Source organism: Stenotrophomonas sp. PA-6-5C, assembly GCF_021605635.1.
Lineage (GTDB): Bacteria > Pseudomonadota > Gammaproteobacteria > Xanthomonadales > Xanthomonadaceae > Stenotrophomonas > Stenotrophomonas lactitubi.
In genome coordinates, this window is sequence record NZ_WKEE01000003.1 from 66,491 (window position 1) to 92,931 (window position 26,441).

Below are 26,441 nucleotides of genomic sequence, written 5' to 3' on the forward strand. Positions count from 1 at the left end.
CTGACCGACCAAGGCTTCTGGCAAGGCCAAAACTACAACCAGTGTTTCACCCCGGCGTCAGGCCCACTCTGTGAAATCCAACACGTTAGCCAAGCGAAGAACGGTGGCATTCTTGCCCAAGGACTTCCCCCAGAATAGCTCGCGCTCAGCCTGCTCCCCTGCACCCTGCCACTCAACAACGCGAATTCTTTCAGGGGAGCGCCGCTCAAGCAGTTCGTTGAGGTGAGTGTCCAGCCCTGAATAGCCGAACAAGATGACCTCCTCAGATTCAGCCAGGGCCAGCTCCAAGTGGTTCCAATAGCTCTGCAACAAGGGAGAGGCCGCAATCACGGTGGGTTTATGCTTGACGTGCGTAAGCACGATATGCGACCCCACAACATCCCCAGCCTCTCTCAACTCTGCCTGCGCCAGCTTTCGGGTAACGCCATCCTGGTCTACGAAAAGCGGCGAGCCGTGGAGATGAAGGTAGTATCCGAAGGTTCTCCCCTGCCTGCGCTCCAAGTTCTCACATGCGAAGCCAGCGGTCAGCATGCCATCCACCAACGCGCCGCCGTAGCCCTTCAATACGTAGGCTTCGATCATCCGCTGATACAGCAGGTTGTCGTAGTTGAGGGTGGCGACATGCGAGTGGGTATCGTGAAGGAAGGCGGCCAGCGGCTGCGCGAACTCCAATGGAAGAACGACTTCACGTTGATGGAACTGGAGGGCTGTCTGGTAAAGAAACTTACGCACAGCGGCAGGGAACTGCTGTCCGTGCAAACTAAGCCAATGCGCTCCGCCTTGGCTCATCCTATCCAGAAAATCACACGACGACACCACCAACTGAAGCGCGTCCAAGTCGTCCTCCCCATGGGGCCGCTCCGTGTCGCCATCGTCTACTAGACAACAGCGCACCAGCGCCCGGGTCTCCGGATCAAAGATGCCCTCACCTTCCCATGCCCGTCCAATCGCGCCATCAAGCGAGAACAGATTGGGATCGAGCGCCATTCCCAGCCCGTTTCCAAAAATCAGTGTCTTCCTCACGTCCTTGTCCTCGCGTAGCAGCAGGTCATGCCCCTATCGGCCTGGGAGTTGGGTTCTTAAGCCATGCGCCCACGCGGCACTGCCCAAAGTTGAAGAACAGCGCTGACTATCCCCCAGGCAGCCAAGGAGAATTCCTAAAACTGGCACGGACAAAATAGCGGGTAACCTCGCTCTATCCTTCTGGCCGGACAAGAAATACGCCTGAAAGATCAACCCCTGGCGCAGCGAACAGCTCAGGCGTCCGCGCTTCATTGATCCCCTCCAGCATGAGGGCCGCCTTGGCTTGGTTAAAGGCCATCGCTACAGAAAGCCCAAATCCTACTGCGGAATAGAACTGCGCGGCAAAGACACGAGCCGCCTGATCGCCGATGGCTGTGTTCATTCCAATCGCGCAGGGCACGTGCTCTACGATTGCGGCCGCTTGGCTGTGGGAAAAACAGGTATTGAAGAACACGAGCTGAATGTCGCCGGATGCAGCCATCATGGTCTGCACGATGGCTTCTTTACTAATCAGCTTCGTTCGGCCGGCGCTGTCTTGGAACAAAATTTCATCATCTTCAGACCCGTGACCACTGAAGTGCACAACACCCGGCTTGCATTCATTGATGGCCTGAAGCACATCCAGCGGTTGAACCGCCCACCTAGATTCCAGCCTCACCACGTCGCGGTGCTCAGACTTCCGCACCATCTCGTGGATGGACCTAGCCTCCTCGTCTAGCCGGAGCGGCTGTTGATCGATGGGATTGGAGGCAAGGAAAAGCACCGTAAGACGCTCGGGAAGCTCCTGCAAACGCCTTAACTTGTCCGCCGTGGTTCGATGGAGCTGGTCGTGCTGAGTTAGACGACCTTGAACTCGCGAGAGCTCTGCGACTTGGGACGCACGTTCACGCTTTTGCATAGCCGCCCGCCTTCTCTCGTCCTGCTGTAGCGCGGTCGTGAGCTGCTTATTAGCATCACTAAGCTTCACTTGTTCCCGCGCAAGTTTGGATTCTAGATCTGCGACTTTCTTTTCAAGGGCTACCGCGCTCGCCTCATAGCGCTGGGCGTCTTTAAGCTTAGCCATCTTCGTAGGCAACGACTTCGTCCGTGCCGCCGCTGCCGAGGCATCCAAAGCCTTCTTTCGCTCAGCCGCCGCTTTGCCTACTTCGCGCGACTTGTCAGTTTGTAGCCGCGCAATGATCTTCTGCACCGCCTCCACTGCGCGCCGCCGTTGATCGACCGACATCGCCTACTCCTGTTTGAATTGAGTCTAGAGACGGGTTGGGGTCTTCAAGCCATCGCCTGGGGCTGACTATGCCAGCCGCGTGTATCACGCCTTGAGACGAAGCCCGCCTGGACTATCTGTCGCTCGAATCGGCGATCTCACGCAGGCGCCTAAGAGCTTCCTTCTGCTTGGACACAGGTAGCTTTGATACCAACAGGATCACCTCAGCAAGAGTGTCGGAGGTGGCGTGAAAGTAGGCCACTGGAAGACCGAGCGCTTTCGCCAGAGCCTCTGAAGTGGCTGGGTCAGGATCGTGCTGTCCTGTTTCGTAGCGGCTCACCCTCGTCGCTCCCGAGACGGAGTCGACCATCCCGATGCGCTCGGCGAGCTGGGCTTGCGTCCAGCCCTTCGCGACCCGCGCACTGCGCAGGCGCTTGCCATAGACCGTCGCGGGCGTCTTGGGTTGGGGCATCCGGAATCTTGCACCACAGCTGAACTCCCTCCAAGTCTGACGGTTGGAACCGGATTGCACATCTGCGATTATCGTAAATGCCACCGCGTCGGTGGTCTACTGGGGCTTACCCATGCAGCACGCACGACAGGGAGCCGTCGCGCTCCTCGCACTGGCCGTCGCCAGCTTCCCCGCCCTTGCCCAAGAACTCGCTGAAACGAAGCCCGGCTTCTTCCGGCAGTTGGGGAAGAGCTTGAAGGACGCCGGCCAGCAAGCACTCGGGGCCAAGCCGGCGGCCGGAACCGCCACGGCCGCCGCTGGCCCCCTCTACACCCCGATCAGCGGTGCGGGCCGCATCAACGGGCTGTTCAAGAACGAGAACCACCAGGCCGCCCAGCAGGGCCGGCTGGACTGGCCGCGGGTCGCCCTGACCTTCCGCGAATGGGGCGCAAGCCTGCCCTGCTGGACGGTTGAAGCACGGATCTGGACTAGCGCTACGGCATCCACCACCGAGACCTTCCGAGCGTGCGCCGACGCCCCGTTGACCATCCGGGACGACCTGGGGGAAGAAGCGGAGCTCAACAGCAACGCTCGAGCCAAGGCAACCACCGACCTGATGGTGGGCCTGAGGGTTCGCGCCGGGAAGCCGAACACCGGCGACGACCGGACCACTGGCCCTACCCCGCCCCGCGAGCCCTTCAACGTGCGCACGACCCGCGACGGTGTGGCGTGGCAAGCCCGAAAAGTGGCCTTGAGCGCCGCTTGGGTGTCCGGCTTCTTGCGAGCTGATGACCTGTATCCCGGCCCCTCGGGAATGCTCACGCCCTTCCGCGATACCCGCATGTGGATTGCCGGCTTTGATCCGACCGGCAACCGCGACAAGTAAGACACCACCTCAACCAGGAAGAGAACTCGATGAACTCGATCAAGACCATCGCTTTCAGCTTGACCGCCGTTTTGGCGCTGGCGGCTTGCGGCAGCAAACCCTCCGACGAGCAGGCGCAAAAGGCTATCACCGCCGAGTTTGAGCGCGTGCTCGGCAGCCAGGTCTGGGTGAAGGAATACCGAGACTTCAGCCTGAGCGGCTGCAAGAAATCGGAAACGGCCGACGGGGTGATCTGCGACGTGGGCGGCTCTGTCGTCCTCGACATGGGCAGCGTCGTCCAAGCCCGGCCGTTCGTTCAGCCGGTTCGCTTTTCGAAAGCCTCCGGCGAGTGGACCGCCCACAAGCTCTGAGGCCACCATGACCACGCGTTCTTACGCTCATGTCGGTTGCGCGACGGTCCTGCTGGGAGGCGCCGGCCTGTTGTTCGTGGCCGGCGGCCTTGAGGCCCTGCAGCAGCGAGCCCCGCTGGGCTGGCTCGCTATCGCGGGCGGCTTGGTCACCTGGGCCGTGTTGGGGTTTCTCTACTGGATCAACGCCCGGGCCTACCGGCGCCAGGAAGAAACCGAGCGGCAATCGTACGCCCCCTCCGCGCACCAGCGCGGCGGGTTCTGGAAAGGGTTCTTCGTCACCTGGGCAATCGTGGTGGCCGCCCACCTGGCCGCTTTCCTCGGGATGGGCTTTGCTGACCTGCTGCCCCGTCCTGAGCAAAGCCGAGCAATCTTCAGCCTGCTCGTCCTGGCGCTTGTGCCGGCGCACGTGGTGGCTCCGGTGTTGGGCGGGGTTGTTTACAGCCTGGTCCGCTCAACGGAGTTGAGGTAGGCGCCTCTTGACCATCCTTTCAAGAGGCCCCGCTTCGGCGGGGCCTTTGCGTTGCGTCCGCTCATTAAATCTGGCACAACGATTCTAGGGCGTATATCAGCGAGGCAAGGGAATGGCGGACAGTGGAGCGGACGGGGAGCAGACGAAGAAGGAAGCCGGCTACGCCGGCGCCAAATCGCCCTCGCACATCGCTTCTGCGCTAACAACGATGGCGGGCGGCATCTTGGCCATGGCTACCCTGATCGGGTTCTTCCTCCATTTGTCCGGTGATGTCGCGCATTCGACCTACTTGACAGAGATGGGGGTTCCTGCGGCCCTCTTCCCCCAAGCCACCGATGCAAAAATCATCCACGGCTACTACGTGGTCATCATCCAAGGCATTCGGCTGATCAGCGATATTCCTTGGGGCATTGTGTTCACCATGATCGGAATGTCCACGCTATCCATTGTCATCGCGCGTGCGCCTGTCAAAGAGAACACAGCGATGCGAGGGTGGCTCGAACGGCGATCCTATTGGATCAGACAACCCATCGTCGCCCTTCTGGGATCAGCGGTGTTCCTCTCTGCCGCAGCGAGCGTCGGTTGCTTTGTCCTGTTACTGGCCATTGTGCCGGGCCTTGTAGGGGAGAAGTTTGGCAAGAGCAAAGCCGACGAAACAAAGGAGCTGTTTCTTACGGAAGCCTCGGCAAAGACCTCAGAACTCTGGAAGGATTCAGAGCGCCTCACTGAAGGCCGCATTGTCGAGACCAGTGACAACTGGATCGCGATCTACGACAGCGAGCTAAAGATGGTGCGAATTCTTAAGAATGATGGCGTTGAAATAAGAACTCACCTATCGACCGCAGAGGCGTCTGATAAGGCAGGTTCGTCCACACAGTCGCAGTAAATCCAACTAATCGAGTGAATGTTGTTCCAACATGCAGCTTCCCCAATACCACGCTGACGAGGATACGCGATCACTCGTAGAGGTATTTGGTCATTTCCGAGCATCAGCCCAATTAATTGCCAACTTTCCCCGAAATGAAGAAGGAACGACTTGGGCAGGCTAAGTAATAGCTATGGGGAATTCGTCGGCGCAAAGAGCAAAGCTGGTGAGCGGTGTGCAATAGCATCTACTATCGTGATGCCTCCCCGCGACCGCCCGTCCTCCTGATACCGGTAAGAAAGCGCTCGCATTTTTGAAAGGTAACGATCATAGATCAACTTATCCTCCACGCGGACATGCACGCTTGTAACATGGCCCGTGCAGTAAATATGCGTAGCCATAGGCGTCAACAGGCTTGAGGTGAGAAAATCTGTAATTTGGATGGGGACGTGATTTTCACTGTGCCCAAAAGTTGGCATTTCCAAGATCTTATCGTAAGCATCCCCATTCATCTTGAACTTTTGAGTGAAAATAGAGTGCGAAACGGTCGAATTCAAAGCAGCAGTACGACTGTCTGCGATGACCATACCTTGCCCTCCCTTATGGGAGAGGTAACTCTGAAAGCACGCGCAAATTTGCTGAATTGAAGACGTGTAAACAGCCTGCCCCTTGAAGTTCAGGCCTGGCTTCTTGATGTATATCCGCGACACGCACTTGGCTTCGCACTCATCAAGAAGCGCCAATGTCTTATCTAAAAACCTGAACACCGCGCGACGACGATTTCTGCCGCCGTTGCGGATGGATGAGCGCAAATCCGCGCCCTTGATTTCTTTGAGAGAGATGTCGAGCCAGTGACTTTGCGCAGGCGCAAGGCCAGGGTTGAACTGCCTCTTAAGTACGAGAAACTCCCTTGTAAGCTTCGCTAGCTTGTCATGAGGCACAAAAAGGCCTGCTATGACGAGAACGGGCTGGACTTGGGAATTGGGGCCAGGAAGCATGCCTGGGCACCCCGCCTCATCTACATAGCAGAAATGCATGAACTTTCCTTGTCACTCCCATGCACAACTAAGGCCGCTTGCGCGGCCTTAGGATTTGTCGCCAAGACCTAACCTACCAGTCTTGTTCGACACATAGATGCAAGCATCTGGGTTGAATTATACATAGATTACTGCCCTCGTCAAGCGTGGCGATAACAAAACTTGCCACGTTAGTCGATTCGCAGAGCCGGGACAGGAATCTCGTAAAATCACCTTTAAAATCAACTACTTAAAAAATCCTCTCACGCCTCGGACGAGGCAGCCACAGATCTCGGTTGCCAGAGATTAATTTTAATGATGAGTAGAACTTGCGTATTGCAGGCTGGCAATGACGGACGCAGGCCGTTACGATCATAGGCCACAACATAGGACACATGTCCGGTTTGCGATCTGTTGCAGGGTCAAGGGGTTAGGTTCGAGTCGATCCGATCCCCCTCTCTCCGCCAAGTTGCGAACTAAGCCCCTGATTTCAGGGGCTTTTTTCTTGGGTTCGTATGTGGCCCCATACCGCGACCCATACTTCGTCAATCCGTTGATTCCTGGCCTATCAGCAGCGCGCCCTGCGCGTTTGGACGGCACTCCAGATAGTCAGCAAGAGCGCTGCACTTGGAGAAGCGAGAGTGCACGCAAGCAGTTTCAGATGACCGACCTGCGTGCATCGCGAAGCACGCCGCTCCCTCGCCACCGCCTCTGACAGCCGTAACGAAATGAGGTGCCGCATGCGCAAGGTCCTGAGCGCGCGTAGCAGCATGAGCGCCCAGGCAGGCGACCAACACCAAGAGCTGCTGCGCGCTGCGCCTCAGCGGCCCGTAGAAGCGGTTGAGAGGCAGTGGAGCAGATGGGAGGGCGCAGGGGCCCAACGCCGTGCGTACCCCGGCGTGCGCACTCGTCTCCCCGCCACGCCTGCGCACTTCATAGGGTGCTTTTTCTGCACTACCTGCACACAGGCCAGGAATAGGCCCAGCAAGGCTGTAGGGGACACTGAGAGGTCATGCCAATACCTGCGAATCCCTGCATCAAAGGGGGTTTCTGGTGGGGCATTGAGCGGCCAGATGGACGCCAGACGTGCAATGGCCAGGTAGGGGAGAAAGGAAGGCATCCAATAGCGTCCAAGAAGAAAACACCCACTACTTACAGTGTTTCAGGAAGGCTATGAATTGAGGGTCTGAAACAGAACCTGCCATCTGATTGACACCCCCAATCCAGCAACAGTTTCCGACATTGATGTTTTTCGGTGTTGCAAGTGTGGCAGGTGTTACGGCAGTCAAATATGCAACTATAATCAAATGGTTACGCTATTCGCACCGAACGCGGCCACGGTGTAACACAGGTGTTACCGGTGTTACAGCCTACCCACCGCGACGCCAGCTCGAAGACTTGCCCGCCCGCCCCTGGCGCCGACTTCGGTCGTCACGCCGACGGGGACTGTGATATGAAGGCAATGCCTTGCTGGAAGGTTCTTTCAGGGATTGGAAGGATGGAATGGCTTGAGAGAATTGCGTGCCGCGCGTCGGCCCGCCGAAAGGGCATGAGAACGTATTTCGGCAAGCTGAGCGTCGTCGGCGCCTGGCTCTGCTGGCTGATGTTGGTTGGCTTGGCACTGCCGCTAATCGCAACTGCTCAGACGGTCACTTACATCCACACCGACGCCCTTGGCTCGGTCGTTGCCGAAACCGATGAAAGCGGCAACGTGATCAAACGGTACGACTATGAGCCCTACGGGGGTGTCGTGGACGGACCGGTTACGGATGGGCCTGGCTACACGGGGCACGTGAGCGATGCTGCCACGGGGCTGAGCTACATGCAGCAGCGCTACTACGATCCCCAACTAGGGCTCTTTCTCTCTGTAGATCCCGTCTCACCAAACGACAAACCGGGCTCCGCCTTCAACCGCTATCGATACGCTGCGGGCAATCCCTACAAATTCGTCGATCCTGATGGCCGCCAGGAACGGGCGGCGGAGAGACATGCCGACTCGGCAGCGAGCTCACCCTCTGCATATGATACGTTCGGCCCCGCAGCACTTGCGGTAACAACAGCGATTGTGCGCGCGACGCCAGTTGTTGGGCCTGCTGCTGCATCGGCAATGTCTGGCTCCATTAATTCGGCGCAACCACTGGCCCTGCCAGCACCAGCACCTGCACCTGCAGCGCCCTCTGCGCCAACTCCTGCCGCTGCCCCGGCGACACCTTCTGGCCCGAGCTATGTCGTCTCGTCGAACGGAACAGCATTTCCGGTACCCACAGGGGCGAGCGGACCAACTCCGGTCATCAACCCCGCAGGAAAACAGACCGGTGTCGCATTTACTGGGGGTGCCGGAGGCAGTAATGGGCAAGTCGCCACCATGCGGATGATGGACCCAACCCCTCCCAGGGGAAACAGTCCTGGATATCCAGCTGGCTATATCAAGTACGAGAATGCTGGAAAGCAAGGCGTAGATCCGCTCTCCGGGAAAACGCTACCTAATTCGAAGTCTCACTTCCCAGTCAGATAGGCCTGAACATGATCGAGCACCAGGCGGAAGCCCTCCGGCCATTGATCGGAAAAAATGTGACACTGGGGATTGAAGATGGCATGGCCACGATAGGTACGCACGATGGCTGGGAGCTGCATATCTACAACTCTTTCAGCCTCCTTAGCGATGGCATTGCGGAGAATCCTCCGCGCTCAACGCTGAGCTTGGTGCTGGAGGATTGCCGGTTCGATCACGAGACAATGGTTGCGCAGTTTTCTAGAGGGGTCACACTCACAGTCGACTTAAGTGAAGATGGCTACTCTGGCCCAGAGGCGATGCAGTTGAATAGTCCAGATGGAACTATCGTGATCTGGAACTAAGTTCGATGCAGCCGCCGCTACTCGCACTGGGATCCCCCCCCCAAGGGCGACAGGTATGGACCTTCTCCCTGTCGCCCCTGTTTCGAATGAAGCAGTAGCTTGACCTCGCCCCTGCAGGGGTAGGCATTTAGTTCGTTGAACGTTCTATTTCGAAGGGGGCAAAAGTGATGACCTCCTCACCGATCCATTCGTTGACCATGGCCATGCGCGATTGCAGGGGAGCCAGTTCCATCGACGCCCACACGGTGGCCGCATCCCGAATTGAGCCGAATCCGCCCGCATTCTGCGGGACGATACCCAGCAGCTGCGGGGGGATGCGCAGCGCGGCCAGGATGTCATCACGGGTCACACGCTTGATGCCGGTGAACTCATCCTTGGCCGCCACTTCGCTGATCGGGATCAGCTGCAACCCGTCCTTCTTGCCGTTGGGCGAATGCACGAACAAGTTGCGGAAATTGCCCGGCCCACGCGAGTGTCGCAGCGCCTGCCGCAGGGCGTCCACATCCATGCCCTCCGGCTGCGGATCGGTCATGTAGAGGATGAACCCGGCGTGCGAACCGTTGGTGTAGTATCTGCGGCGGAACAACGTGGCCGATTCGTTCAGCAGAGCCGACTGCTGCATGGTGTTTGGGCTTGCTGACCTTGCTTGGCTTGGGAAGCAGGCTCTCCAGGTGACCACGCCAACGGGCGGGATTTTCACCATCGCGCATGCCGTGCACCTTGGCCCAATCCAGGACTCGTTCGATGCGCCCACGCACACGGGTGGCCGTCACGGTCTTGGTCGTCCAGATGGGCGAGAGGCAGGCCATGACCGTGCTCGTGGTCACGGCTGAAACCGCCATCTCCCTGGCCGGGCCGTAGTCGCGCAGAGACTGATGCCATTGGTCTGCCTGAGCTTGGTTCTTCCAGCCCTTTCGGTGGGATTGAATGTAGGCGTCCACCGCTTCGCCAAACGTGGCACCAACTACGCGGGTGCAACGTCGCTCATCAATGGGGTCCTTTCCTTGGGCTAAGAGTTTCTGCTGCTCCAATGCAGCTGCACGAGCCTCCTGCAAGCCCAAAAGACGGACGGCCCCAAGACCCATCTCACGAAGTCGCCACTGTCGCCGATAGCGAAGAACCCAGGACTTGGTGCCCGAGTGCTTGACCAGCAAGTAAAGGCCACCACCATCGGCGTGATAGCCGGTAGTGGTGAGTGTTTGAACTGCCCGTGCGGTGAGTCGGTTTAGCGGGCGAGCCATCGAATATGTCCCATACTTTTTCCCATACAAATAAGTCCGATTGGACTGGATTTCATAGTACGGCATAGGACTGAAAAAATGTTCAATATCAATGAGATAGGAAAACATGGGACTTAATTGGATCGTAAAATTGCCCCCTCTCTCCGCCAGATAAATAAAAAAGGCTGCCCTTCGGGTGGCCTTTTTTATTTATCTGGCTGGGGACGCGAAGTGCGCTGCGCGCGCTTCGCCCCAGACGTTGCTGCGCAACGTCCGGGCCCCTCCCTTTGCCTGCCTCTCCCCGCCCCTGTCGGAGCAGCCCCTCAACAGAGGGGCTTGCTCCTCCAGATATGGCAGTAGATCCACGCCATGCGTGGATGCGTCGACCCGGTCGAGTCGACTACCCGCCCGCGGCCCAGCCTGTCGGCGCGCCGCCTTGGCGCCCTCACCTTTCGCTGAACAGCTGGTTCAAGGCCGCATACCCCGGTGCCCCCTCCGGCATCGCCATCGCGTCGCCGAGAAAATCCGTGGTCGCCGCAGCCATCGCCGTCCAGGCGTGCATGAACAACGCGGGACCTGCGCTCAGCCGCCGCACGCCGACCTGCGACAGCGCAGCAAACGACGCCATCCCCGGCAGCCACATCAGGTTGAGAGGCAGCGGCACGGCGCCGGCAAGCGCAGCAGCCTCGTCCAGCGCGCGCAGTCCCGGCACAAAGCCGCCGTCGGCACCGGCACGTGCATAGGCCCGCAGCCGATCGATGCTCATCCTGACTGCCTCATCACCTTCGGCCAGGCTGCGCAGATACACATCGGTGCGCGCATTGATGAACAGCGATCGCCCGCCAAGCGCCGAGCGGATGGCGGTGATCTTGGCCACCAGTGCCGCAGGGTTGCCTGCGCCGTCTTCGATGTTGATCCCGACCACACCGGCATCGGCCAGGCACAGCACCCTCGCGGCGACCACGTCGGGGGCATCGCTGTAGCCGTCCTCGATATCGACAGTGACCGGCAACGAGGTCACACCAACGATTTCGGAAACCCGCTGCAGCAGCGCGGTATCAGGCAGCGCACCGCCATCGGCATGACCGCAGGACCACGCCATCGCAGCACTCGAAGTTCCCACCGCGAGCGCCCCCTGCTGCTGGACCAGGCGGGCGCCACCGGCATCCCATACGTTGGGCAGCACGTAAAGATCGGCGCCTTGATGGAGTTTTACGAAACTGGCATGAGCATTCGACATGTAACCTCCTGATGACGGGGACCTGCAGTCTGCGCCCGAACCGGTTTCCGGGCTCGCCATGTTCGGACATCAATGATGCGGACGTCGCGCACAATGAGTGCGCCACCACGATGACGTTCCTTCATGACACCCCGCCCCTACGACTGCAGCGATATCACCGCCTGCCTGTCAATCTTCGACAGCAACGTGCCCACCTATTTCGCCTCCGAGGAGCGAGGTGACTTCGAGCGCTTCCTGCATGAACACGCCGCGCAGTGCGCATTCCAGGTGATCGAGGTCGAGGGCCAGGTGGTGGCCTGTGGCGGCCTCTGGAACTGTGGCGAAGGCAGCGCCAGCTTCTGCTGGGGCATGGTTGAAAGAGGTCGCCACAGACAGGGGCTGGGACGCGCGCTGGCAGTGGCCCGCCTGCACCAGGCTGCAGCAGACCCGTCGATCCGGCGCATCACGCTCAGCACCAGCCAGCACACGCAGGGCTTCTATGCCGGCCTCGGCTTCCAGGTGGTACGCGTGGTGGCCGACGGCCACGGCGCCGGGATCGACGCCGTGGAGATGGAGCGGGTGCTGTAGCCTCCCGCCGCAGCCATGCCCGGCCTCAGCTGCTGGAGAGTTTCATCAGCACCAGGCCGGCGACGATCAGTACCGCCGCGCCAATCCGCATCGGGCTGACCTGCTCGCCCAGGAACACGATGCCGACCACGAAGGCACCGACCGCGCCGATACCGGTCCAGATCGTATAGGCAGTGCCCAGCGGCAGACTGCGCATGGCGACGGCCAGCAGCCAGAAGCTGGCGATCATGCCGACGATGGTGATGACGGTGGGGGTGAGTTTGGTGAAGCCTTCAGACTGCTTCATCGACACGGCCCAGACGATTTCCAGCAGGCCGGCAAACAACAGATAGATCCAGGCCATGACAGCCCTCCTTTGGTAGGGCCAGGCCGTCCTGGTCATTGAATCCCGATGTGGGGGAGGTCGTTCCTCCTGCGGCCGGATTCTAGCAACGGCAGCAGCCCCGGGCCGATGCCGCAGGCAACGGGTTACATCGGATTCAGCGCGTGAAGCTGGCATCAGCACCCATGCCTGCGCTAGAATGCGCGTCTGCCATCGGTCAACTGATGCGCAGTCCGGCTGTGGTCTCCGGCGCACGACGCGCTGCTTCCCCTGATCCGTGAATCGGCCGCCTCCGGGCGGCCAACGTCTCTATGGTGGCCCCGTCGGCCCCTCGCGACGCTAGGTCGAAAACTCCGCCAGGGCCGGAAGGCAGCAACGGTATCGATCGACGCGGGCGCCGAGGTCAGCCGGCGGGGCCACCGCCTTTTCGGCGAAGCCCCGCTCCGGTAGATGCCAACCTTGGTTGGCGCCCTTCGCCGGGCATGCCCCGGCGCTACCGCGCCTCAGGCGTACCCTGATGGAACACCATCCGCCAACCCGTTGAATGCAGACGCCACAGCGAGCTGCGCAGCACCCAGCGCTGTGGTTGGCCATCGACGTGATAGCGACTGCGGTAACGCACCTGGGCCAGGCCCTCTGCCAGCATCCACACGGTGTACTGGTCCGACTCGATCACCACCTGCGCACGCTCCAGCGGGATCTCTTCCAACGCGGCCTCACGGCCGTAGCACTGGCCGGAGCTGCCGATTTCGCTGAAATCCTCATCCAGCAATGCCACCAGGCGCTGATGATCTGCGCGCACCTGCGGGCAATGCAGTGCACGTTCCAGCCGCTCCAGCTCGGCAGCCAACGCCGGCATTGCGGCGTGGCCAGCGCTGCTCACGGCGGATCCTGCGCCAGTACGTGCGGGGCAGTCGGCGTGGCCAGCACTACGCACTGGCCCGGCTGTGCCACCCGGTGCCCGCGTTCGGCCAAGGCCTGGCCATCGGCCACGCTGGCGTAGTGGTACAGCATCATCCGTGCCTGCACCTCGGCGCTGTACTCACGCTCCAGGTCATCCACCCCGGTATGCGAAGGATTGCCGTGCAACCCGCAGTCGTGGGCGATCAGCTCATTGTCGTTAGCAAAGCGCGCCAGCATTTCCGGAATCGGCCGGGTATCGCCGCTCCAGGTCAGCGCGCCCTGCAGGCGCAGGCCATAGGCCGTCTCCGGCCAGTGGTGGCGAACCGGGAACACTTCCAGGCGCACGCCCTCGTGCCAGAACGCATCGCCCACCACGATCAGCCGGAAGGCATCCCAGAAGTTGGCGCCGCCCTCGGCCAGCACGTTCGGGTAATCGCCGATGCGCTTGTGCAGCAGCGGCACCACCGTGGCCGGCACGTACAGGCGCACCTTGCCGCGCCGCTGCGCGCTGAAGAAGGTGTCCACGAACAGGCGCTCGAAACCGGCCACATGGTCCAGGTGCACATGGGTGACGAACAACGCCTGCGGCATATGCCCGTAGTGCGCCTTGAACGCGGTCAGGCCTTCACCACCACAGTCGATGGTCAGCCACGGCCGGCCATCGCGCTCGATCACCGACATCGGCGAACCCAGCTCGACCGCCGACGCATTGCCGACGCCGAGGAAACGCAACGACCAGTCCATCAGGTGCCCCGGTTCCAGGCCATGTCATAGGCGCGACGCAGGCGCGCGTAGTCTTTTTCCACGTCTTCCACGCTGCGCTCGCCGCGCAGCTTGATCAGCGAGCGCAGCAGGCGCTTGAGATTGCGCTCGCGCCAGGCCGTGGCCGGGATGCGGATCACCCCGCGATCGAAGTCGATCAGCCAGCCATGGCCGTTGCCGTCGAACAGGATGTTGTGCGCGTTGAGATCGGCATGGTCCAGGCCGGCACGGTGGAAGCGCGCGATCATCCGCCCGGTTTCCTCCCACGGCGCACCGCGCCCGGCCACCAGTGCGCGGTCGGCCAGCGAGCGCACCCCTTCGATCCGCTCCATCAGGATCGCGGCGCGGTAGCGCAGGCCCTCACGCATGTAGAAGGCGGCAATCGGCCTGGGCACCGGCAGCTTTTTCTCGCGCAGTGCGCGCATCAGCCGGAATTCGGCAAAACTGCGGGTCCGGTCCGCCCCCCGCCAGATGTACTGGTCGTGGCTGATCCGGGCCGCCAGCCCCCCGCGCAGGTAGTGCCGCAGCACGCTGGGACCGAACGGCGCATCCACGAACCAGGCGCTGCCGCGGCCGCCCTCACCCACCGGCCGGGCCTTGCCGGCCCAGTGCTGTGGCGAGAACAGACCGATGTCGGCTTGCCGCAGCCGCTCGCGGTCGAACAGAATGGCCCCGATGCCGCGACCCTCGCGGCATGGCGTCAGCGCTTCATTGGCGTCGAATGCGACCATTCCTTTGAGTCTAACAACACATGGCATCAGCGTCCTCCTCCTTGTGTCTTCTGCGCCTGTCCGCTCTTGGCGATGTGACCCACGTAGTGCCGCTGGTGCGCACCCTGCAGGCCGCGCGCCCGGACACGCCGATCCACTGGATCATCGACAAGGTCGGGCAGAAGCTGCTTGATGGCCTGCCGGGCGTCACCTTCCATGCCTACGACAAGAAGACCGGCATGGCCGGGGTGAAGGAACTGCGCAAGCAGCTGCCGCCCGGACGTTTCGAGGCGCTGTTGCAGATGCAGGTGGCGTTCCGCGCGAACGTGCTGTCGGCCTTCATTCCCGCCGAGCGCCGCATCGGTTACGACCGCAGCCGCTCCAAGGACCTGCACGGCCTCTTCATCAACGAACGCATCGCTGATCGCCCGGGCATCCATGTGCTCGATGCCATCGGCAGCTTCTGCGAGCCGCTGGGCCTGCGCCAGACCGACGTCAGCTGGGATCTGGCCGTGCCGCAGGCAGCGTATGACTGGGCCGCTGCGCAATGGCAGGACGATGGCCGGCCGGTGCTGATGATCTCGCCCTGCTCCAGCCACGTGCGCCGCAACTGGTACGCCGACCGCTATGCCGAGGTCGCCAACCATGCCGTCGCGCGCGGCTGGCGGATCGTGCTGTGCGGCGGCCGCAGCGAACTGGAGCGCAGCATGGCCGATGCCATCCTGGCCCAGCTGGATGTTCCGGCGCTGGACCTGGTCGGCAAGGACACGCTCAAGCAGTTGCCGGCATTGCTGGCCCGCGCCAACCTGGTGATGACGCCGGACTCGGGCCCGATGCACATCGCCAACGCGATGGGCACCAAAGTGCTGGGCCTGCATGCGGCCAGCAACCCGAACCGCAGCGGCCCGTACTCGGACCGCCGCTACTGCGCGGACCGCTACGACGACGCAGCGCGCAAGTACCTGGGCAAGCAGGCAGCCGACCTCAAGTGGGGCACCAAGATCGAATTCGACGACGTGATGGAACTGATCACCGTCGAGGACGGCATTGCCGCGTTCGAGCGCTACGTGGCCGACCATCTGGGGTAAGTGGCGGACCGAGCGGTTGAGCGGTGTCTGATGGGCGCGGACCTTGGTCCGCACCGTCCCGCATCCCGGTGGCTGCACCCACGCATGGCGTGGATCCATTGCATCGGGCTGCCTGGGATTACGCGCGCTGCGTGTAGTCCTGGTAGGACTTTTCTTCCACGTAGGCCGAGCCCAGCGCCAGGTTGATCGCCTTCTTGATCCGCGCGCGTTCGTCGTTGCGCAGGTACACGCTGCGGGCCAGGTCGATGAACCCTTGATCGAAGGCCTGCGCCTTGTCCTTCAGGCGGATGTCGTCCTCGATCTCCCACAGCTGCTCGTTGACCGTCTTCAGCTCAGCACGCAGCTTGGCGATGTCCTTCACTGCCGCCGGGTGTGCCATCCACGTGGTCTCCAGCGCGGACAGCTCCTTGCGTACGTTGGCCAGCTTGCCTTCGTCACTGATGCGTTCGGACTTGATCTGCAGGATCGAGATCTTGTCCAGCAGCTCGCCAAAGGAAACAGGCACAAGGATTTCAGCGGTCATGGGGGGCGTTCCAGCAAGTGATGGCACATGGTAACCCGCCGCATGCGAACGGCATCCACGCATGGCGTGGATCTACAGGAGCATCCGCGGGGAGAGGCCGGCAAAGGGAGGGGCCCATTCGTTGCGCAGCAACGTATGGGGCGAAGCGCGCGAAGCGCACTTCGCATCCCCGCGCCAGATAAAAAGAAAAAGGGCCGCCTTTCGGCAGCCCTTTTTCTTTTTATCTGGCGGAGAGGGGGGGATTGCGGGGTGCATCCATGCACCCCGCCCTTGCGCGCTGCGCGCTCCAGGGCCAGCCTGCGGCTGTCCGGTTCTGCTCCTGCAGAACCGTCGAACCCCGTCGGGGCTTCTCATCCCCCCGCAGGGTCGGCGCAGATCGTTGCTGCATGCGCGTGCACTGCTCGAACGCGGGCCATGAAAAAAGCCGCCCCATGGGACGGCTTTTTTCTTTATCTGGCGGAGAGGGGGGGATTGCGGGGTGCATCCATGCACCCCGCCCTTGCGCGCTGCGCGCTCCAGGGCCAGCCTGCGGCTGTCCGGTTCTGCTCCTGCAGAACCGTCGAACCCCGTCGGGGCTTCTCATCCCCCCGCAGGGTCGGCGCAGATCGTTGCTGCATGCGCGTGCACTGCTCGAACGCGGGCCATGAAAAAAGCCGCCCCATGGGACGGCTTTTTTCTTTATCTGGCGGAGAGGGGGACTGCCATAGATCCGTCCAAGGAAATCCAGTGGCATCGCAAATAACATATATTTGCCATTTAGTTTCAATGGCTTACAAGTGACATCATCCAGCACCGTCCAGCAACACCCATCACCACCCAACGCGAAATGGCATACCAGATGGCATACTGGATGGCATACCAGATGGCATACCAGACACCCATGGCACTGCTTACCGACATCAAAGCCAGAAGCACCACTCCCGGGAGCACAGCACTGCCACACGGCGGAGTCCCCGGCCTAAGCCTGCATCCTTCACGCACAAAGAAGGGGCAAGGTAAGTGGGTCCTACGCTACGTGAGCCCTACCACTGGCAAACGCCGCAATGCAGGCCTCGGCAGCTACCCGCATGTGAGCATCGCCCTTGCCGGCAAGCTGGCTCGCGAAATGCGCGAAGAGATTGCACTTGGGCAAGATCCCCTGGCGACCAAGGCGCCCGCAGTTGCTGCACCCGTGATGCCAACCTTCCAAGAGGCGGCAGAACAGGTACATGCCGAACTCAAGCCAGGGTGGAAGAATGCCAAGCACGCCCAGCAGTGGATCAACACGCTTACCGAGTACGCCTTCCCCAAGATCGGCTCCTTGCCGATGGACCAACTTCAGCCCCGCCATATGGCCGATGTCTTGCGCCCGATCTGGCTGGAAAAAGCGGAGACCGCTTCCCGGGTAAAGCAGCGTTTGCATGCCGTGATGGCCTGGGGCTGGGCGCACGGGTTCAACCAAGCCAACCCTGTGGATGTAGTCACCCATCTGCTACCGGTACAACCCAGCAAGACGGTCCGACAAGAGCACCAACCTGCCATGCCCTGGACTGACATCCCGGCGTTTGTCAAAACCAGACTGGTGGATACATACGAGCTAGATGTCACCAAACGTGCGCTGCTGTTTTTGATCTTGACCGCTGCGCGCTCTGGCGAAGTCAGGGGAATGACTTGGGATGAGGTCAATTTGCGCAACAAAGTCTGGATCATTCCTGCCGATCGCATGAAAGCCAGCCAGACCCATCGAGTCCCACTCTCTGAGCAAGCCATCACTTTGCTGCAGGTACAGGTAGGCAAGCACGATCATCTGGTCTTCCCATCGATCCATTCCCGAACAGTCCTCTCGGACATGACCCTAACTGCGCTATTGCGCCGCCTGAAGGCCCACAGCGATAGCGACAAGCGGATAGCCACCGCGCACGGCTTCCGGTCAAGCTTTCGCGACTGGTGCAGCGAGGAAGGCTATGCTCGGGATCTTGCTGAACGCGCGCTGGCCCACACTGTCCAAAACAAGGTCGAAGCTGCCTATCACCGCACCGATCTGCTGGAGCAACGACGCCCCATGATGCAGGCATGGGCTGATTTCATCCTCCCCAGACCTGCTCCGGACTGAACCGCCCCGACTTTCTTGGAGGCCATTTGGTTTGAGTCAGGCCGCTTTGGCCTGACCGGCTTGCTGCCGATAGTAAGCCGCTTCGGCTTCCGCTGGCGGGATGTTCCCGATCGGCCCCAGCAGTCATTGGTGGTTGTACCAGTACACCCAGTCCAGCGTGGCCAGTTCTACCTGCTGGCGGCTGCGCCACGTCTGCCGATGGATCACCTCGGCCTTGTACAGCCCGTTGATCGTCTCGGCCAGCGCGTTGTCATAGCTGTCGCCCACGCTTCCCACCGACGGTTCAACCCCAGCTTCGGCCAGTCGCTCGCTGTAGCGGATCGACACGTATTGCGACCCGCGGTCGGAGTGATGGATCAATTCGCCCTCCCGTTGCCGGGCCTGCAGTGCTTGCTCCAGTGCGTCCAGAACGAAGTCGGTCGTCATCGAACTGGACACCTTCCAGCCCACGATCCGACGTGCGTACACGTCGATCACGAACGCCACGTACACCATGCCCTGCCACGTCAAGACGTAGGTGAAGTCGCTCACCCATAGCGCATTGGGTCGATCGGCATGGAACTGCCGGTTCACCCGGTCCAGCGGGCACGGCTGCGCCTTGTCGCTGACCGTGGTCTTCACCACCTTGCCGCGGATCACACCACGCAGGCCCAGCCGACGCATCAGCCGTTCCACCGTGCACCGGGCCACCTGCCAGCCTTCCCGCAGCAACTGCCGCCACACCTTGCGCACCCCGTAGACCTGACGGTTCTCGTCCCAGACCCGGCGGACCTCCACCGCCAGTCCCTGGTCCTGCCACCAGCGGTTCGGATTGCGCTCCGGATCGGCCTGACGGACCGCATGGTTGTAGTACGTCGACGGAGCGATCTGAAGTACACGGCAGATCGGCTCGACTCCGTAGGCGTGGCGGTGTTCGGTCACGAACCTCGTCATGGCTTGAAGTGGCGGTCGAGCTCCGCCTGGGCAAAATATGCTGACGCCTTGCGCAGGATCTCGTTGGCCTGTCGCAGCTGGCGGTTCTCCCGCTCCAGCGCCTTCATCCGCGCCCGCTCATCCGTCGTCAGGCCCGGCCGCTTGCCCTGATCACGCTCGGCCCGCCGCACCCATAACCGCAGCGTCTCGGCAGTGCACCCGATCTTCCCGGCAATCGATGCGATCGCCGCCCACTGCGAACCGTGATCGTCCTGGTGCTCCAGCACCATCCGCACCGCCCGGTCCCGTACTTCCGCGGAATATTTCACTGGCTTGTTCATGACTCCATCCTCTCAAGAGTTGGAGCCTCCAGGAATCCCGGGGCGGTTCACTACGCAACGTCCCGGCTTTTTTACCCACCCAGACCAGCATCGCCGCCCGCAGCTGACGTGCCAGCCAGGCCATCACCCAGGCCAAGGCGGCGGCCAGTGCGGTGGCGACAAGGCTGTGCAGCACACCGCGAAGCACCCGTCCCGGCGCACGCTCGCGCTCGGCGGCGGCGACCGCCTCGCCAAGCCGGCTGCGCACCTCCTCGCGTACCTGGGCCAGACTCTGGCCCTGCGCGGTATCCACATCGGCAGGCGTGATGAGGGTGACGACTTCCCCGCCGAGCAGCAGGATCACACCGGCGGCGGTATCGTTGAAGGTGACGCCGGGCGTTCCCGGCTCGTCGACGATGCGCTTGATGTTGAATTCGGCAACCTGCGCCCGCTGCAAGGGCGAGCGCCCCATGAACGCACTGCGGAAGGTCAGGATGTCACGGTTGTAATAGCGCACCGTCGCTGGGGCATGCGCCTGGGCGGTGCTTTCTTCGGTCGCAGCCAGCAGCGGCGCAGGTGCAAGCAGCAGCGAGGCGCACAGCACAAGCAGCAGCGATGCCATCAAGGTGAACCCGCGTGCCAGTGGTGCTGTTTCGAGGCTGCTCCGGAACATCTTTCTGCTTCCCCGCAAGAAGAGATGACTTGCCGCTGGCGTGTTGCGTCGACCCGCCGCCAATCAGCCCCCACAGGCCGCAGGGTACGCCAGCTACGCCCGTGCTCCATCATCGCACCGCGGCAGGCGGATTGCCTGCCATCACGATCTGGCCACTATCGTCCAGGGTGCACCACACTCGCCCGCAGCAACGTAGCCCGGGTAAGCGCAGCGCACCCGGGAAGAGCGGTCCGGGCATCCGTATCCGCGCCAACCGCCCCGGGTGCGCTGCGCTTACCCGGGCTACGGCTTTGGTTAAATCTCGCGATGTGTGCTGTGGCTCGCTCCTGCGTGAGCGCCACGCCGACGGATCTGGGCGTCCCTCCCACTCCGCACCAACTGCCCCGGGTGCGCTGCGCTTACCCGGGCTACGGGCTTTCGTTCAATCTCGCGATGTGTGCTGTGGCTCACTCCTGTGCGAACGCCACGCCGACGGATCTGGGCGTCCCTCCCACTCCGCACCAACCGCCCCGGGTGCGCTGCGCTTACCCGGGCTACGGCCAGCCATTGATCTGGCGATGCTTGCCGCGGCTTTCTGCTGATGGCGCCGGCCTTGATATTGGTCAGTCCCGGCGGCGACGAAGGGGCGGATACTCGCTGCGTGGAAACTTTCACGACCCGCGTGCAGCTATTCAATGCGCCACACCGGCTGCTGTTCTTCATCGGTGTCTGCAATCTCGGCTTGGCGATGGCTTGGTGGGCGCTCTGGCTGGCCGGCTTGCAGCTGGGCAGCCCCCTGCCCGTGCCCGCCGTGCCGCCGGCCTGGCTGCATGGGCTGTGGATGCAGTACCTGGTGCTGCCCAGTTTCATCTTCGGCTTCCTGTTGACCGTATTCCCACGCTGGATGGGATTGCCGGCACTGCCGCGGTGGCAATACGCAGGCGTTGGTAGCGGACTGTTCGGCGCGCAGATCGCGCTGCTGACCGCCAGCAGCGGTTGGCAACCCGGGATGTGGTTGGCCCTGTTGCTGGCGGCGCTGGGATGGGCATTCGGGCTGGTCGTACTCGGCCGCCTGCTGTTGCAGGAGAAAGGCCGCACCTGGCATGCGTGGTCATGCTGGTCCGGCTTGCTGATGGGCTGGATCGGCCTGCTCGGTTTCGCCGCCGCTGCCACAGGTGCTGATATCCGCTGGCAGGCACTGAGCGTGTCGCTTGGCACCTTCGGGCTGTTGCTGCCGATCTACGCAAGCGTCGCCCACCGCATGTTTCCGTTCTTCGCCGGCAACGTGGTGCCGGGCTACCAGGCATGGCGGCCACCACAATGGTTGGCGATCCTGTGGGGACTGTGCCTGCTGCATCTGGCCGGGGAACAGCTGCAGCAGCCACTGGCGACGCTGCTGGCCGATGCGGGCCTGCTGCTGTTGTCGCTGTACTCGCTGTGGCGTTGGTGGCCGCGCGGACCCAAGCCGCCGCTGTTGAGCGTGCTTTTTTACGGACTGGCGTGGTGGCCGCTGGCGATGCTGCTGTATCTGCTGCAGGACATCGCTGCGCTTGCCGGCCATACCGGCTGGCTGGAACGCGCGCCACTACATGCCTTGGCGATCGGCCTGTTCGGCAGCCTGTTGGTGGCCATGGTCACGCGTGTGACCCAAGGCCATTCCGGGCGTGCACTGGTGATGCCGGTGGTCGCATGGGTCGCCCTGCTCGGCCTGCAACTGGTTGCAGTGCTGCGCATCCTGGCGCCGCTACTGGATGATCCCTGGCATTGGCATGCCGTCGCCGCCGCCGGCTGGCTGCTGGTGCTTGCACCGTGGTTGCTGCGGTTGGGGTGGATCTACTGGCGCCCACGTGCGGACGGCAAGCCGGACTAATCGTTACGCGGAGAATCAGGCCTGCACGCGGCCATCAGCCAGATGCGCCACCTGCTGGCCGAACATGTCCACGTCCTCCGGATCATGGCTGATCAGCAGCAGCGGGATGCCGGTCTGGTCCAGCACCGTTTCAAGCTCCTGGCGCAGATGCGCACGCAGGGCGTGGTCGAGTGCGGCGAACGGCTCATCCAGCAGCAGTGCCTGCGGCTTGGTCACCAGCGCCCGCGCCAAGGCGGTGCGCTGACGTTGGCCGCCGGAGATCTGCGACGGCAGCAGGTCACCGAGGTGATCGATGCGGAACGTCTGCAACCATTGCTCGACCGCATCGATACGACGGCTCCGCGGCGGATTCAACAGGCCTCGCTGCAGGCCAAAACCCACGTTCTGCCGCACCGTCAGGTGCGGGAACAAGGCGTAGTCCTGGAACACATAGCCGATGCGGCGCCGTTGTGGTGACAGATTGATGCCGGCAGCCGCATCGAACAGCGCTTGCCCGTGCATACGGATCACACCGGCGTCCGGCCGCAGCAATCCAGCCACCGCCTTCAAGGTCAAACTTTTTCCCGCACCAGACGGGCCGAACAACACCACATTGCGCTGTGTGCAACGCAAGGCCGCCTGCAGCTGGAAGTGCTGGCCTGCAGCCTGCAGCTTGCGTTGGATATCCAGCTCAAGCCACATTGCGCGCCCCCTCCTGCCGCCGCCCGACCAATCGCGCGGCAAGCAGCAGCACGCTGATGCAGACCAGCGAGGACAGCAGCACCAAGGCGTTGGCGCGACCGTCATTGCCGGCCTGCACCGCCTCGTAGATGGCGATGGACAAGGTCTGGGTGCGGCCGGGAATGCTGCCGGCGACCATGATGGTGGCGCCGAACTCGCCCATCGCGCGGGCGAACGCCAGCAGCAAGCCGGCAAGAATGCCGCGCCATGCCAGCGGCAAGGTCACCCGGAAGAACAGCGCCAGCTCGGATACACCCAAGGTGCGCGCGGCCTGTTCCAGCTGCCCATCCACATCCTCGAAGGCCGCACGCGCCGGCTTGAACACCAGCGGAAACGAGGCCACCGCAGCCGCGATCACCGCTGCCTGCCAGGTAAACACAAGATTGATGCCGAAACTGTCTTCCAGCCATGCACCAAGCGGGCCCTTGCTGCCGATCAGCACCAGCAGGTAATAGCCCAGCACCGTCGGCGGCAACACCATCGGCAGGGTGAATATCGTGTCCAGCAACTCACGGCCGGGGAAGCGCCGCCGCGCCAACAAGGCACCAAATCCGACACCGAGCACGAGGTTGATCGCGGTCGCCCAGCCGGCCACCTTCAACGACAACCACAGCGCGCTCCAGTCCAGATCCACCATCAAGGACTACCGAAGCCGTGCCTGTGCAGAATGGCCTGGCCCTGCGCCGAGCGCACGAAGGCGATGAAGCGCTTTGCTTCGGCGGCATTGCGGCTGGTCTTCACCATCGCCAACGGATACGCGATACCACCGGCAACCGGCACCTGAAAGGTGCGCTGCACGCGCTCGCTCATCGCCTGCGCGTCGGTGGCGTAAACGAAGCCTGCATCCACTTCACCCCGTGCCACATAGTCCAGTGACTGGCGCACGTTCTGGGTGCTGATCATCTTGGCCTGCACCACCGGCCACACACCGGCCTGCTGCAGCGCACCGCGTGCATAGCGCCCAACCGGTACGCTGTCGGGATTGCCGATGGCAACGCGCTTCACATCGGCCTTGGTCAGCGCCGCCAACGTGGTCGGCTTGTTGCTGGCCTGCGGCGGCACCACCACCCACAGGCTGTTCTGCGCGAATACGTGCTGGGTTGCCGGATCGATCAGGCCTTCGGTATTGGCCTGTGCCATCGTGGTCTGGTCGGCCGAGGCCAGCACGTCGACCGGCGCGCCGCGTGCGATCTGCTGCAGCAAGGTGCCGGAGGCGGCGAAGTTCAGGTCCACCTTCGTGCCCGGGTTGGCCGTCTCGTATGCGCTGGATATCTCGCGGAAACTCTCGGTCAGGCTGGAAGCCGCGGAGACCGTCAGATCAGCTGCGCTTGCCGGCAGCGTGACGGCCAGCAACAACAACGCCCACAGCTTGTTCATGCATGCATCCTTGGTTGGGCATCATTCGCTTGCGTCATCGGTGGCCGCCATCAACGCCAGACGTTCCGGTTGCAGCAGGATGATCTCGCGCTGCTTCACCGCGATGACTTCTTCGTCGCTCAAACGCCGCAACACCCGGCTGGCCGTTTCCGGCGCCATGCGCAGGTAGTTGGCGATCTCGGTGCGGGTCATGGTCAGGTTGAAGCGGTGTGCCGAGAAGCCACGCCGCGCGTAGCGGCTGGAGATATCCAGCAGGAACGCCGCCATGCGCTCCTCGGTACGGTAATTGGCCGCCAACAGCCCCGCCTTGCCGATCTCGGCACTGAGCAGGCTGAACAGCTTGGCCTGCAGGCCGGGCATGCGGCTGGCCAGCATGCTGATGCGCGGAAACGAGATACGGCACAGATGCACGGTATCCAACGCCACCGCATTGCAGGGATAACGCGATCCGTGGATGGCGTTCAGGCCGATAACTTCGCCAGGCAAGGCAAAGCCCAGCACCTGCTCGTTGCCAAGGCTGTCGTCGACGAAGGTCTTGACCATGCCGGCGCGCACCGCAGCGATTGCATCGAAGGGTTCACCCGCGCGGAAGATGTAGTCGCCCGCATGGTACGGCCCAACGTGGTCGACCATCACGTGCAGCTCGTTCAGCGCCGTCTTGTCATAGCCCTGCGAACTGCAGGCATCGGAGAACGCACAGGTCGTGCAGAAATGCAGCGCGTCACCGTCGCCGGCAGCGGCTGGATTCGGCGCCGCGGTTCCCAAGGGGCCGCGCGGTGGGGGTGTAGGTGACGTCATTCCGTTTTCAAGCAACAGCGGCCAAGGGGCGGAAGCACGCTGCGATCATACGCCACAGCAGCTCACCTTCGTTCTGGATCAACAGCATGTCGCCGTCACGGCGCAGCCAGCCGCGCTCGATGAACATGGCGACGCGGCTCCACGCGTGCTCGAAACAGGCGTCGAATGGCTGCGCGTTGCGCCATTCGAAGGCGCGCATGTCCAATGCGTGGTCGCAGGCCAGGCTCTGCACCACCTCATCGGTCATACGTTCATGCTCGGAAAGAATAAGCCCGGAGGATATTCCTGGCTGCCCAACCACCAGGCAGGCGCGCCAATGGCTCGGCTCAGGCTCGATGCGGCAGATGACATCGCCGATCTGGCTGAAGGCGCCCACACCAATGCCGAGCAGGTCATGGCGCTCGCGCCGCGGCACCCCGAGCAGGTCGCAATGACGCTGGCCATCGCCGTTGCGCAGCGGCATCGGCAGGTCCGGCCGCTGATAGTGATCGCCGCCAAGCGGCAGGTAGCCGCCTGCACGCAGCAGCCGCCATGCCTGCAGCCAGTCCGTTGGCAACGGGTACTCGGGCAGCAATGCAGGCGATGGCAGGATGATGCGTTCGGGCGCCAGCTCCAGCACCCGCTGCAGCCGCTGCAGGAACGACACATCGGCGTAGCACGGCACGCGCAGCTGGTAGTAACACGCGGTAAAGCCGGTCTGCTGGGCTTGGGCCAGCATCGCCGGGCCATTGACGCCGGCATGGTCGATCACCGTCATCCGCGTGCAGCCGACCTCGCGCAATGCAGCCGGTGCGACATCGCTGGCCGCATCCAGGCGCACCTCAACCTGCGGCCGGGCGATGGTGCACAGCTGCTCCGGCACCGCGTCCAACAGGCGGCCCAGCAGGGCGGGCGGCAGATGCTCGACGATACCCGGCTGCAGCACCATGGCCGCCACTTCGCGATCGCTGGCCAGCATGTTCGCATGCAGGCGCACGCACACCAGCAACGCGTCCAGCACGTTCTCGGCGCGCTCCAGCTCATGTGGGGGTGCGCAGAAACCCAGCGTCAACGCACGTGGAATCAGATGCTCGTTGCTGGCCTGCATGGCCGCACGCCAGCCCGCCTCGGCGAAGCCGGGGCTCAGCTCCGCCGGCGCCGGGAACAACACGTGCGCGGGTTGCTGCAGCAATGCAACATGCAATGTGGCGTCATCCATCCCGGCGGTCTCTACTGGCATGCAAGCATCCTCGCGCAGCGACCGCC

26 protein-coding genes, 1 other RNA gene, 2 pseudogenes and 1 other annotated feature are annotated in these 26,441 nt (G+C 62.4%); of the genes and pseudogenes, 11 read left to right on the forward strand and 18 right to left on the reverse strand.

Annotation, left to right across the window (positions count from 1 at the left end):
* Positions 1 to 57: 57 nt before the first annotated feature.
* From GIW57_RS01770 to GIW57_RS01780, 3 genes are all read right to left on the reverse strand, one after another.
* The gene (locus tag GIW57_RS01770; RefSeq protein ID WP_236509008.1) at positions 58 to 1,023 is read right to left on the reverse strand and encodes a hypothetical protein; all 966 of its coding nucleotides are present in this window, start codon (positions 1,021 to 1,023) and stop codon (positions 58 to 60) included.
* 172 nt (positions 1,024 to 1,195) lie between these two features.
* Positions 1,196 to 2,248: a CHAT domain-containing protein gene (locus tag GIW57_RS01775; RefSeq protein WP_099486578.1), complete on the reverse strand. Its 1,053-nt coding sequence runs from the start codon at positions 2,246 to 2,248 to the stop codon at positions 1,196 to 1,198.
* 112 nt (positions 2,249 to 2,360) lie between these two features.
* Positions 2,361 to 2,699, reverse strand: a complete 339-nt coding sequence (locus tag GIW57_RS01780; RefSeq protein ID WP_046982822.1) for a helix-turn-helix transcriptional regulator — start codon at positions 2,697 to 2,699, stop codon at positions 2,361 to 2,363.
* A 112-nt stretch (positions 2,700 to 2,811) separates the two neighbouring features.
* Here GIW57_RS01780 and GIW57_RS01785 point away from each other — a divergent pair, with 112 nt between their 5' ends.
* The 4 genes from GIW57_RS01785 to GIW57_RS01800 all read left to right on the forward strand — a co-directional run bounded on the left by GIW57_RS01785 (position 2,812) and on the right by GIW57_RS01800 (position 5,269).
* Positions 2,812 to 3,564, forward strand: a complete 753-nt coding sequence (locus GIW57_RS01785) for a hypothetical protein (protein ID WP_236509009.1) — start codon at positions 2,812 to 2,814, stop codon at positions 3,562 to 3,564.
* 29 nt (positions 3,565 to 3,593) lie between these two features.
* The gene (locus tag GIW57_RS01790) at positions 3,594 to 3,914 is read left to right on the forward strand and encodes a hypothetical protein (RefSeq protein ID WP_236509010.1); all 321 of its coding nucleotides are present in this window, start codon (positions 3,594 to 3,596) and stop codon (positions 3,912 to 3,914) included.
* A 7-nt stretch (positions 3,915 to 3,921) separates the two neighbouring features.
* Entirely contained in the window at positions 3,922 to 4,383 is a 462-nt protein-coding gene (locus GIW57_RS01795) for a hypothetical protein (protein WP_236509011.1), read from the forward strand.
* Between the two features lie 112 nt (positions 4,384 to 4,495).
* On the forward strand, positions 4,496 to 5,269 hold the full coding sequence (locus GIW57_RS01800) for a hypothetical protein (RefSeq protein WP_236509012.1): 774 nt from the start codon (positions 4,496 to 4,498) through the stop codon (positions 5,267 to 5,269).
* 170 nt (positions 5,270 to 5,439) lie between these two features.
* Here the strand turns inward: GIW57_RS01800 and GIW57_RS01805 are convergent, their stop codons facing one another.
* Positions 5,440 to 6,285, reverse strand: coding sequence for a DUF3800 domain-containing protein (locus GIW57_RS01805; protein ID WP_236509013.1), 846 nt, complete (start codon positions 6,283 to 6,285; stop codon positions 5,440 to 5,442).
* Between the two features lie 1,477 nt (positions 6,286 to 7,762).
* Between GIW57_RS01805 and GIW57_RS01810 the strand changes: the two genes are divergently transcribed.
* Positions 7,763 to 8,779, forward strand: a complete 1,017-nt coding sequence (locus GIW57_RS01810) for an RHS repeat-associated core domain-containing protein (RefSeq protein ID WP_236509014.1) — start codon at positions 7,763 to 7,765, stop codon at positions 8,777 to 8,779.
* Between the two features lie 8 nt (positions 8,780 to 8,787).
* Entirely contained in the window at positions 8,788 to 9,120 is a 333-nt protein-coding gene (locus GIW57_RS01815; protein WP_019659511.1) for a hypothetical protein, read from the forward strand.
* A gap of 127 nt (positions 9,121 to 9,247) precedes the next feature.
* Here GIW57_RS01815 and GIW57_RS01820 read toward each other — a convergent pair.
* Positions 9,248 to 9,736 (reverse strand): annotated as a pseudogene (locus GIW57_RS01820) (phage portal protein); the annotation flags it as partial.
* Between the two features lie 1,049 nt (positions 9,737 to 10,785).
* A complete protein-coding gene (locus GIW57_RS01825; RefSeq protein ID WP_236509015.1) occupies positions 10,786 to 11,580 on the reverse strand; it encodes an isocitrate lyase/phosphoenolpyruvate mutase family protein in 795 nt (264 codons plus the stop codon).
* 123 nt (positions 11,581 to 11,703) lie between these two features.
* On the opposite strand from GIW57_RS01825, the gene GIW57_RS01830 reads away from it, so the two are divergent.
* Positions 11,704 to 12,147: a GNAT family N-acetyltransferase gene (locus GIW57_RS01830; RefSeq protein ID WP_236509016.1), complete on the forward strand. Its 444-nt coding sequence runs from the start codon at positions 11,704 to 11,706 to the stop codon at positions 12,145 to 12,147.
* Between the two features lie 25 nt (positions 12,148 to 12,172).
* Here the strand turns inward: GIW57_RS01830 and sugE are convergent, their stop codons facing one another.
* Positions 12,173 to 12,490, reverse strand: coding sequence for a quaternary ammonium compound efflux SMR transporter SugE (gene sugE, locus GIW57_RS01835; protein ID WP_032977375.1), 318 nt, complete (start codon positions 12,488 to 12,490; stop codon positions 12,173 to 12,175).
* Positions 12,491 to 12,789: 299 nt separating this feature from the next.
* Here sugE and ffs point away from each other — a divergent pair.
* An RNA gene (gene ffs, locus GIW57_RS01840) (signal recognition particle sRNA small type) lies at positions 12,790 to 12,886 on the forward strand.
* A 76-nt stretch (positions 12,887 to 12,962) separates the two neighbouring features.
* Here the strand turns inward: ffs and GIW57_RS01845 are convergent.
* From GIW57_RS01845 to GIW57_RS01855, 3 genes are read right to left on the reverse strand one after another with little or no spacing between them, the layout of a single operon-like run.
* Complete coding sequence (locus GIW57_RS01845; protein ID WP_236509017.1) at positions 12,963 to 13,352, reverse strand: DUF4440 domain-containing protein; 390 nt, start codon at positions 13,350 to 13,352, stop codon at positions 12,963 to 12,965.
* Positions 13,349 to 14,116, reverse strand: a complete 768-nt coding sequence (locus tag GIW57_RS01850; RefSeq protein WP_236509018.1) for an MBL fold metallo-hydrolase — start codon at positions 14,114 to 14,116, stop codon at positions 13,349 to 13,351. Before GIW57_RS01850 ends, GIW57_RS01845 begins: the two co-directional genes overlap by 4 nt.
* Entirely contained in the window at positions 14,116 to 14,865 is a 750-nt protein-coding gene (locus GIW57_RS01855; protein ID WP_089239126.1) for a 3-deoxy-D-manno-octulosonic acid kinase, read from the reverse strand. The genes GIW57_RS01850 and GIW57_RS01855 overlap by 1 nt, the downstream gene beginning before the upstream one ends.
* Positions 14,866 to 14,885: 20 nt before the next feature.
* Here GIW57_RS01855 and GIW57_RS01860 point away from each other — a divergent pair, with 20 nt between their 5' ends.
* Entirely contained in the window at positions 14,886 to 15,932 is a 1,047-nt protein-coding gene (locus GIW57_RS01860; protein WP_089239124.1) for a glycosyltransferase family 9 protein, read from the forward strand.
* A gap of 118 nt (positions 15,933 to 16,050) precedes the next feature.
* Here the strand turns inward: GIW57_RS01860 and GIW57_RS01865 are convergent, their stop codons facing one another.
* Complete coding sequence (locus GIW57_RS01865; RefSeq protein WP_049468383.1) at positions 16,051 to 16,455, reverse strand: DUF6165 family protein; 405 nt, start codon at positions 16,453 to 16,455, stop codon at positions 16,051 to 16,053.
* An 880-nt stretch (positions 16,456 to 17,335) separates the two neighbouring features.
* Here GIW57_RS01865 and GIW57_RS01870 point away from each other — a divergent pair.
* Positions 17,336 to 18,547, forward strand: coding sequence for a site-specific integrase (locus GIW57_RS01870; RefSeq protein WP_057636639.1), 1,212 nt, complete (start codon positions 17,336 to 17,338; stop codon positions 18,545 to 18,547).
* Positions 18,548 to 18,583: 36 nt separating this feature from the next.
* Here GIW57_RS01870 and GIW57_RS01875 read toward each other — a convergent pair.
* Positions 18,584 to 19,749 (reverse strand): annotated as a pseudogene (locus GIW57_RS01875) (IS3 family transposase).
* Positions 19,406 to 19,522: a sequence feature (AL1L pseudoknot), on the reverse strand. (Overlaps the previous pseudogene by 117 nt.)
* Entirely contained in the window at positions 19,631 to 20,401 is a 771-nt protein-coding gene (locus GIW57_RS01880) for a hypothetical protein (RefSeq protein ID WP_236509019.1), read from the reverse strand. Before GIW57_RS01880 ends, GIW57_RS01875 begins: the two are co-directional and overlap by 119 nt.
* Before the next feature lie 691 nt (positions 20,402 to 21,092).
* On the opposite strand from GIW57_RS01880, the gene GIW57_RS01885 reads away from it, so the two are divergent.
* On the forward strand, positions 21,093 to 22,301 hold the full coding sequence (locus GIW57_RS01885; RefSeq protein ID WP_236509020.1) for an NnrS family protein: 1,209 nt from the start codon (positions 21,093 to 21,095) through the stop codon (positions 22,299 to 22,301).
* A gap of 15 nt (positions 22,302 to 22,316) precedes the next feature.
* On the opposite strand, the gene GIW57_RS01890 is transcribed toward GIW57_RS01885, so the two are convergent.
* The 5 genes from GIW57_RS01890 to GIW57_RS01910 are packed head-to-tail and all read right to left on the reverse strand — an operon-like array spanning position 22,317 to position 26,415.
* The gene (locus GIW57_RS01890; protein WP_236509021.1) at positions 22,317 to 22,982 is read right to left on the reverse strand and encodes an ATP-binding cassette domain-containing protein; all 666 of its coding nucleotides are present in this window, start codon (positions 22,980 to 22,982) and stop codon (positions 22,317 to 22,319) included.
* Positions 22,972 to 23,655, reverse strand: coding sequence for a molybdate ABC transporter permease subunit (gene modB, locus GIW57_RS01895; RefSeq protein WP_099475691.1), 684 nt, complete (start codon positions 23,653 to 23,655; stop codon positions 22,972 to 22,974). The genes GIW57_RS01890 and modB overlap by 11 nt, the downstream gene beginning before the upstream one ends.
* A gap of 2 nt (positions 23,656 to 23,657) precedes the next feature.
* Positions 23,658 to 24,398 (reverse strand): molybdate ABC transporter substrate-binding protein, encoded by a 741-nt coding sequence (modA, locus tag GIW57_RS01900; RefSeq protein WP_236509022.1) that lies wholly within the window; start codon positions 24,396 to 24,398, stop codon positions 23,658 to 23,660.
* A gap of 21 nt (positions 24,399 to 24,419) precedes the next feature.
* Positions 24,420 to 25,196 carry a helix-turn-helix domain-containing protein gene (locus tag GIW57_RS01905; protein ID WP_236509023.1) on the reverse strand — a complete coding sequence of 259 codons (777 nt, stop codon included), beginning with the start codon at positions 25,194 to 25,196 and terminating at the stop codon, positions 24,420 to 24,422.
* A gap of 7 nt (positions 25,197 to 25,203) precedes the next feature.
* The gene (locus GIW57_RS01910; RefSeq protein WP_099589920.1) at positions 25,204 to 26,415 is read right to left on the reverse strand and encodes a coproporphyrinogen III oxidase; all 1,212 of its coding nucleotides are present in this window, start codon (positions 26,413 to 26,415) and stop codon (positions 25,204 to 25,206) included.
* Positions 26,416 to 26,441: the final 26 nt, after the last annotated feature.

What these genes read in the sequence shown, in the direction of transcription:
- GIW57_RS01775 (WP_099486578.1), bottom strand. Translation starts at nt 2,248, where the DNA reads ATGTCGGTCGATCAACGGCGGCGCGCAGTGGAGGCGGTGCAGAAGATC.
- GIW57_RS01780 (WP_046982822.1), bottom strand. Translation starts at nt 2,699, where the DNA reads ATGCCCCAACCCAAGACGCCCGCGACGGTCTATGGCAAGCGCCTGCGC.
- GIW57_RS01785 (WP_236509009.1), top strand. Translation starts at nt 2,812, where the DNA reads ATGCAGCACGCACGACAGGGAGCCGTCGCGCTCCTCGCACTGGCCGTC.
- GIW57_RS01790 (WP_236509010.1), top strand. Translation starts at nt 3,594, where the DNA reads ATGAACTCGATCAAGACCATCGCTTTCAGCTTGACCGCCGTTTTGGCG.
- GIW57_RS01795 (WP_236509011.1), top strand. Translation starts at nt 3,922, where the DNA reads ATGACCACGCGTTCTTACGCTCATGTCGGTTGCGCGACGGTCCTGCTG.
- GIW57_RS01800 (WP_236509012.1), top strand. Translation starts at nt 4,496, where the DNA reads ATGGCGGACAGTGGAGCGGACGGGGAGCAGACGAAGAAGGAAGCCGGC.
- GIW57_RS01805 (WP_236509013.1), bottom strand. Translation starts at nt 6,285, where the DNA reads ATGCATTTCTGCTATGTAGATGAGGCGGGGTGCCCAGGCATGCTTCCT.
- GIW57_RS01810 (WP_236509014.1), top strand. Translation starts at nt 7,763, where the DNA reads ATGGAATGGCTTGAGAGAATTGCGTGCCGCGCGTCGGCCCGCCGAAAG.
- GIW57_RS01815 (WP_019659511.1), top strand. Translation starts at nt 8,788, where the DNA reads ATGATCGAGCACCAGGCGGAAGCCCTCCGGCCATTGATCGGAAAAAAT.
- GIW57_RS01825 (WP_236509015.1), bottom strand. Translation starts at nt 11,580, where the DNA reads ATGTCGAATGCTCATGCCAGTTTCGTAAAACTCCATCAAGGCGCCGAT.
- GIW57_RS01830 (WP_236509016.1), top strand. Translation starts at nt 11,704, where the DNA reads ATGACACCCCGCCCCTACGACTGCAGCGATATCACCGCCTGCCTGTCA.
- sugE (WP_032977375.1), bottom strand. Translation starts at nt 12,490, where the DNA reads ATGGCCTGGATCTATCTGTTGTTTGCCGGCCTGCTGGAAATCGTCTGG.
- GIW57_RS01850 (WP_236509018.1), bottom strand. Translation starts at nt 14,116, where the DNA reads ATGGACTGGTCGTTGCGTTTCCTCGGCGTCGGCAATGCGTCGGCGGTC.
- GIW57_RS01855 (WP_089239126.1), bottom strand. Translation starts at nt 14,865, where the DNA reads ATGGTCGCATTCGACGCCAATGAAGCGCTGACGCCATGCCGCGAGGGT.
- GIW57_RS01860 (WP_089239124.1), top strand. Translation starts at nt 14,886, where the DNA reads ATGGCATCAGCGTCCTCCTCCTTGTGTCTTCTGCGCCTGTCCGCTCTT.
- GIW57_RS01865 (WP_049468383.1), bottom strand. Translation starts at nt 16,455, where the DNA reads ATGACCGCTGAAATCCTTGTGCCTGTTTCCTTTGGCGAGCTGCTGGAC.
- GIW57_RS01870 (WP_057636639.1), top strand. Translation starts at nt 17,336, where the DNA reads ATGGCACTGCTTACCGACATCAAAGCCAGAAGCACCACTCCCGGGAGC.
- GIW57_RS01880 (WP_236509019.1), bottom strand. Translation starts at nt 20,401, where the DNA reads ATGGCATCGCTGCTGCTTGTGCTGTGCGCCTCGCTGCTGCTTGCACCT.
- GIW57_RS01890 (WP_236509021.1), bottom strand. Translation starts at nt 22,982, where the DNA reads ATGTGGCTTGAGCTGGATATCCAACGCAAGCTGCAGGCTGCAGGCCAG.
- modA (WP_236509022.1), bottom strand. Translation starts at nt 24,398, where the DNA reads ATGAACAAGCTGTGGGCGTTGTTGTTGCTGGCCGTCACGCTGCCGGCA.
- GIW57_RS01905 (WP_236509023.1), bottom strand. Translation starts at nt 25,196, where the DNA reads ATGACGTCACCTACACCCCCACCGCGCGGCCCCTTGGGAACCGCGGCG.
- GIW57_RS01910 (WP_099589920.1), bottom strand. Translation starts at nt 26,415, where the DNA reads ATGCCAGTAGAGACCGCCGGGATGGATGACGCCACATTGCATGTTGCA.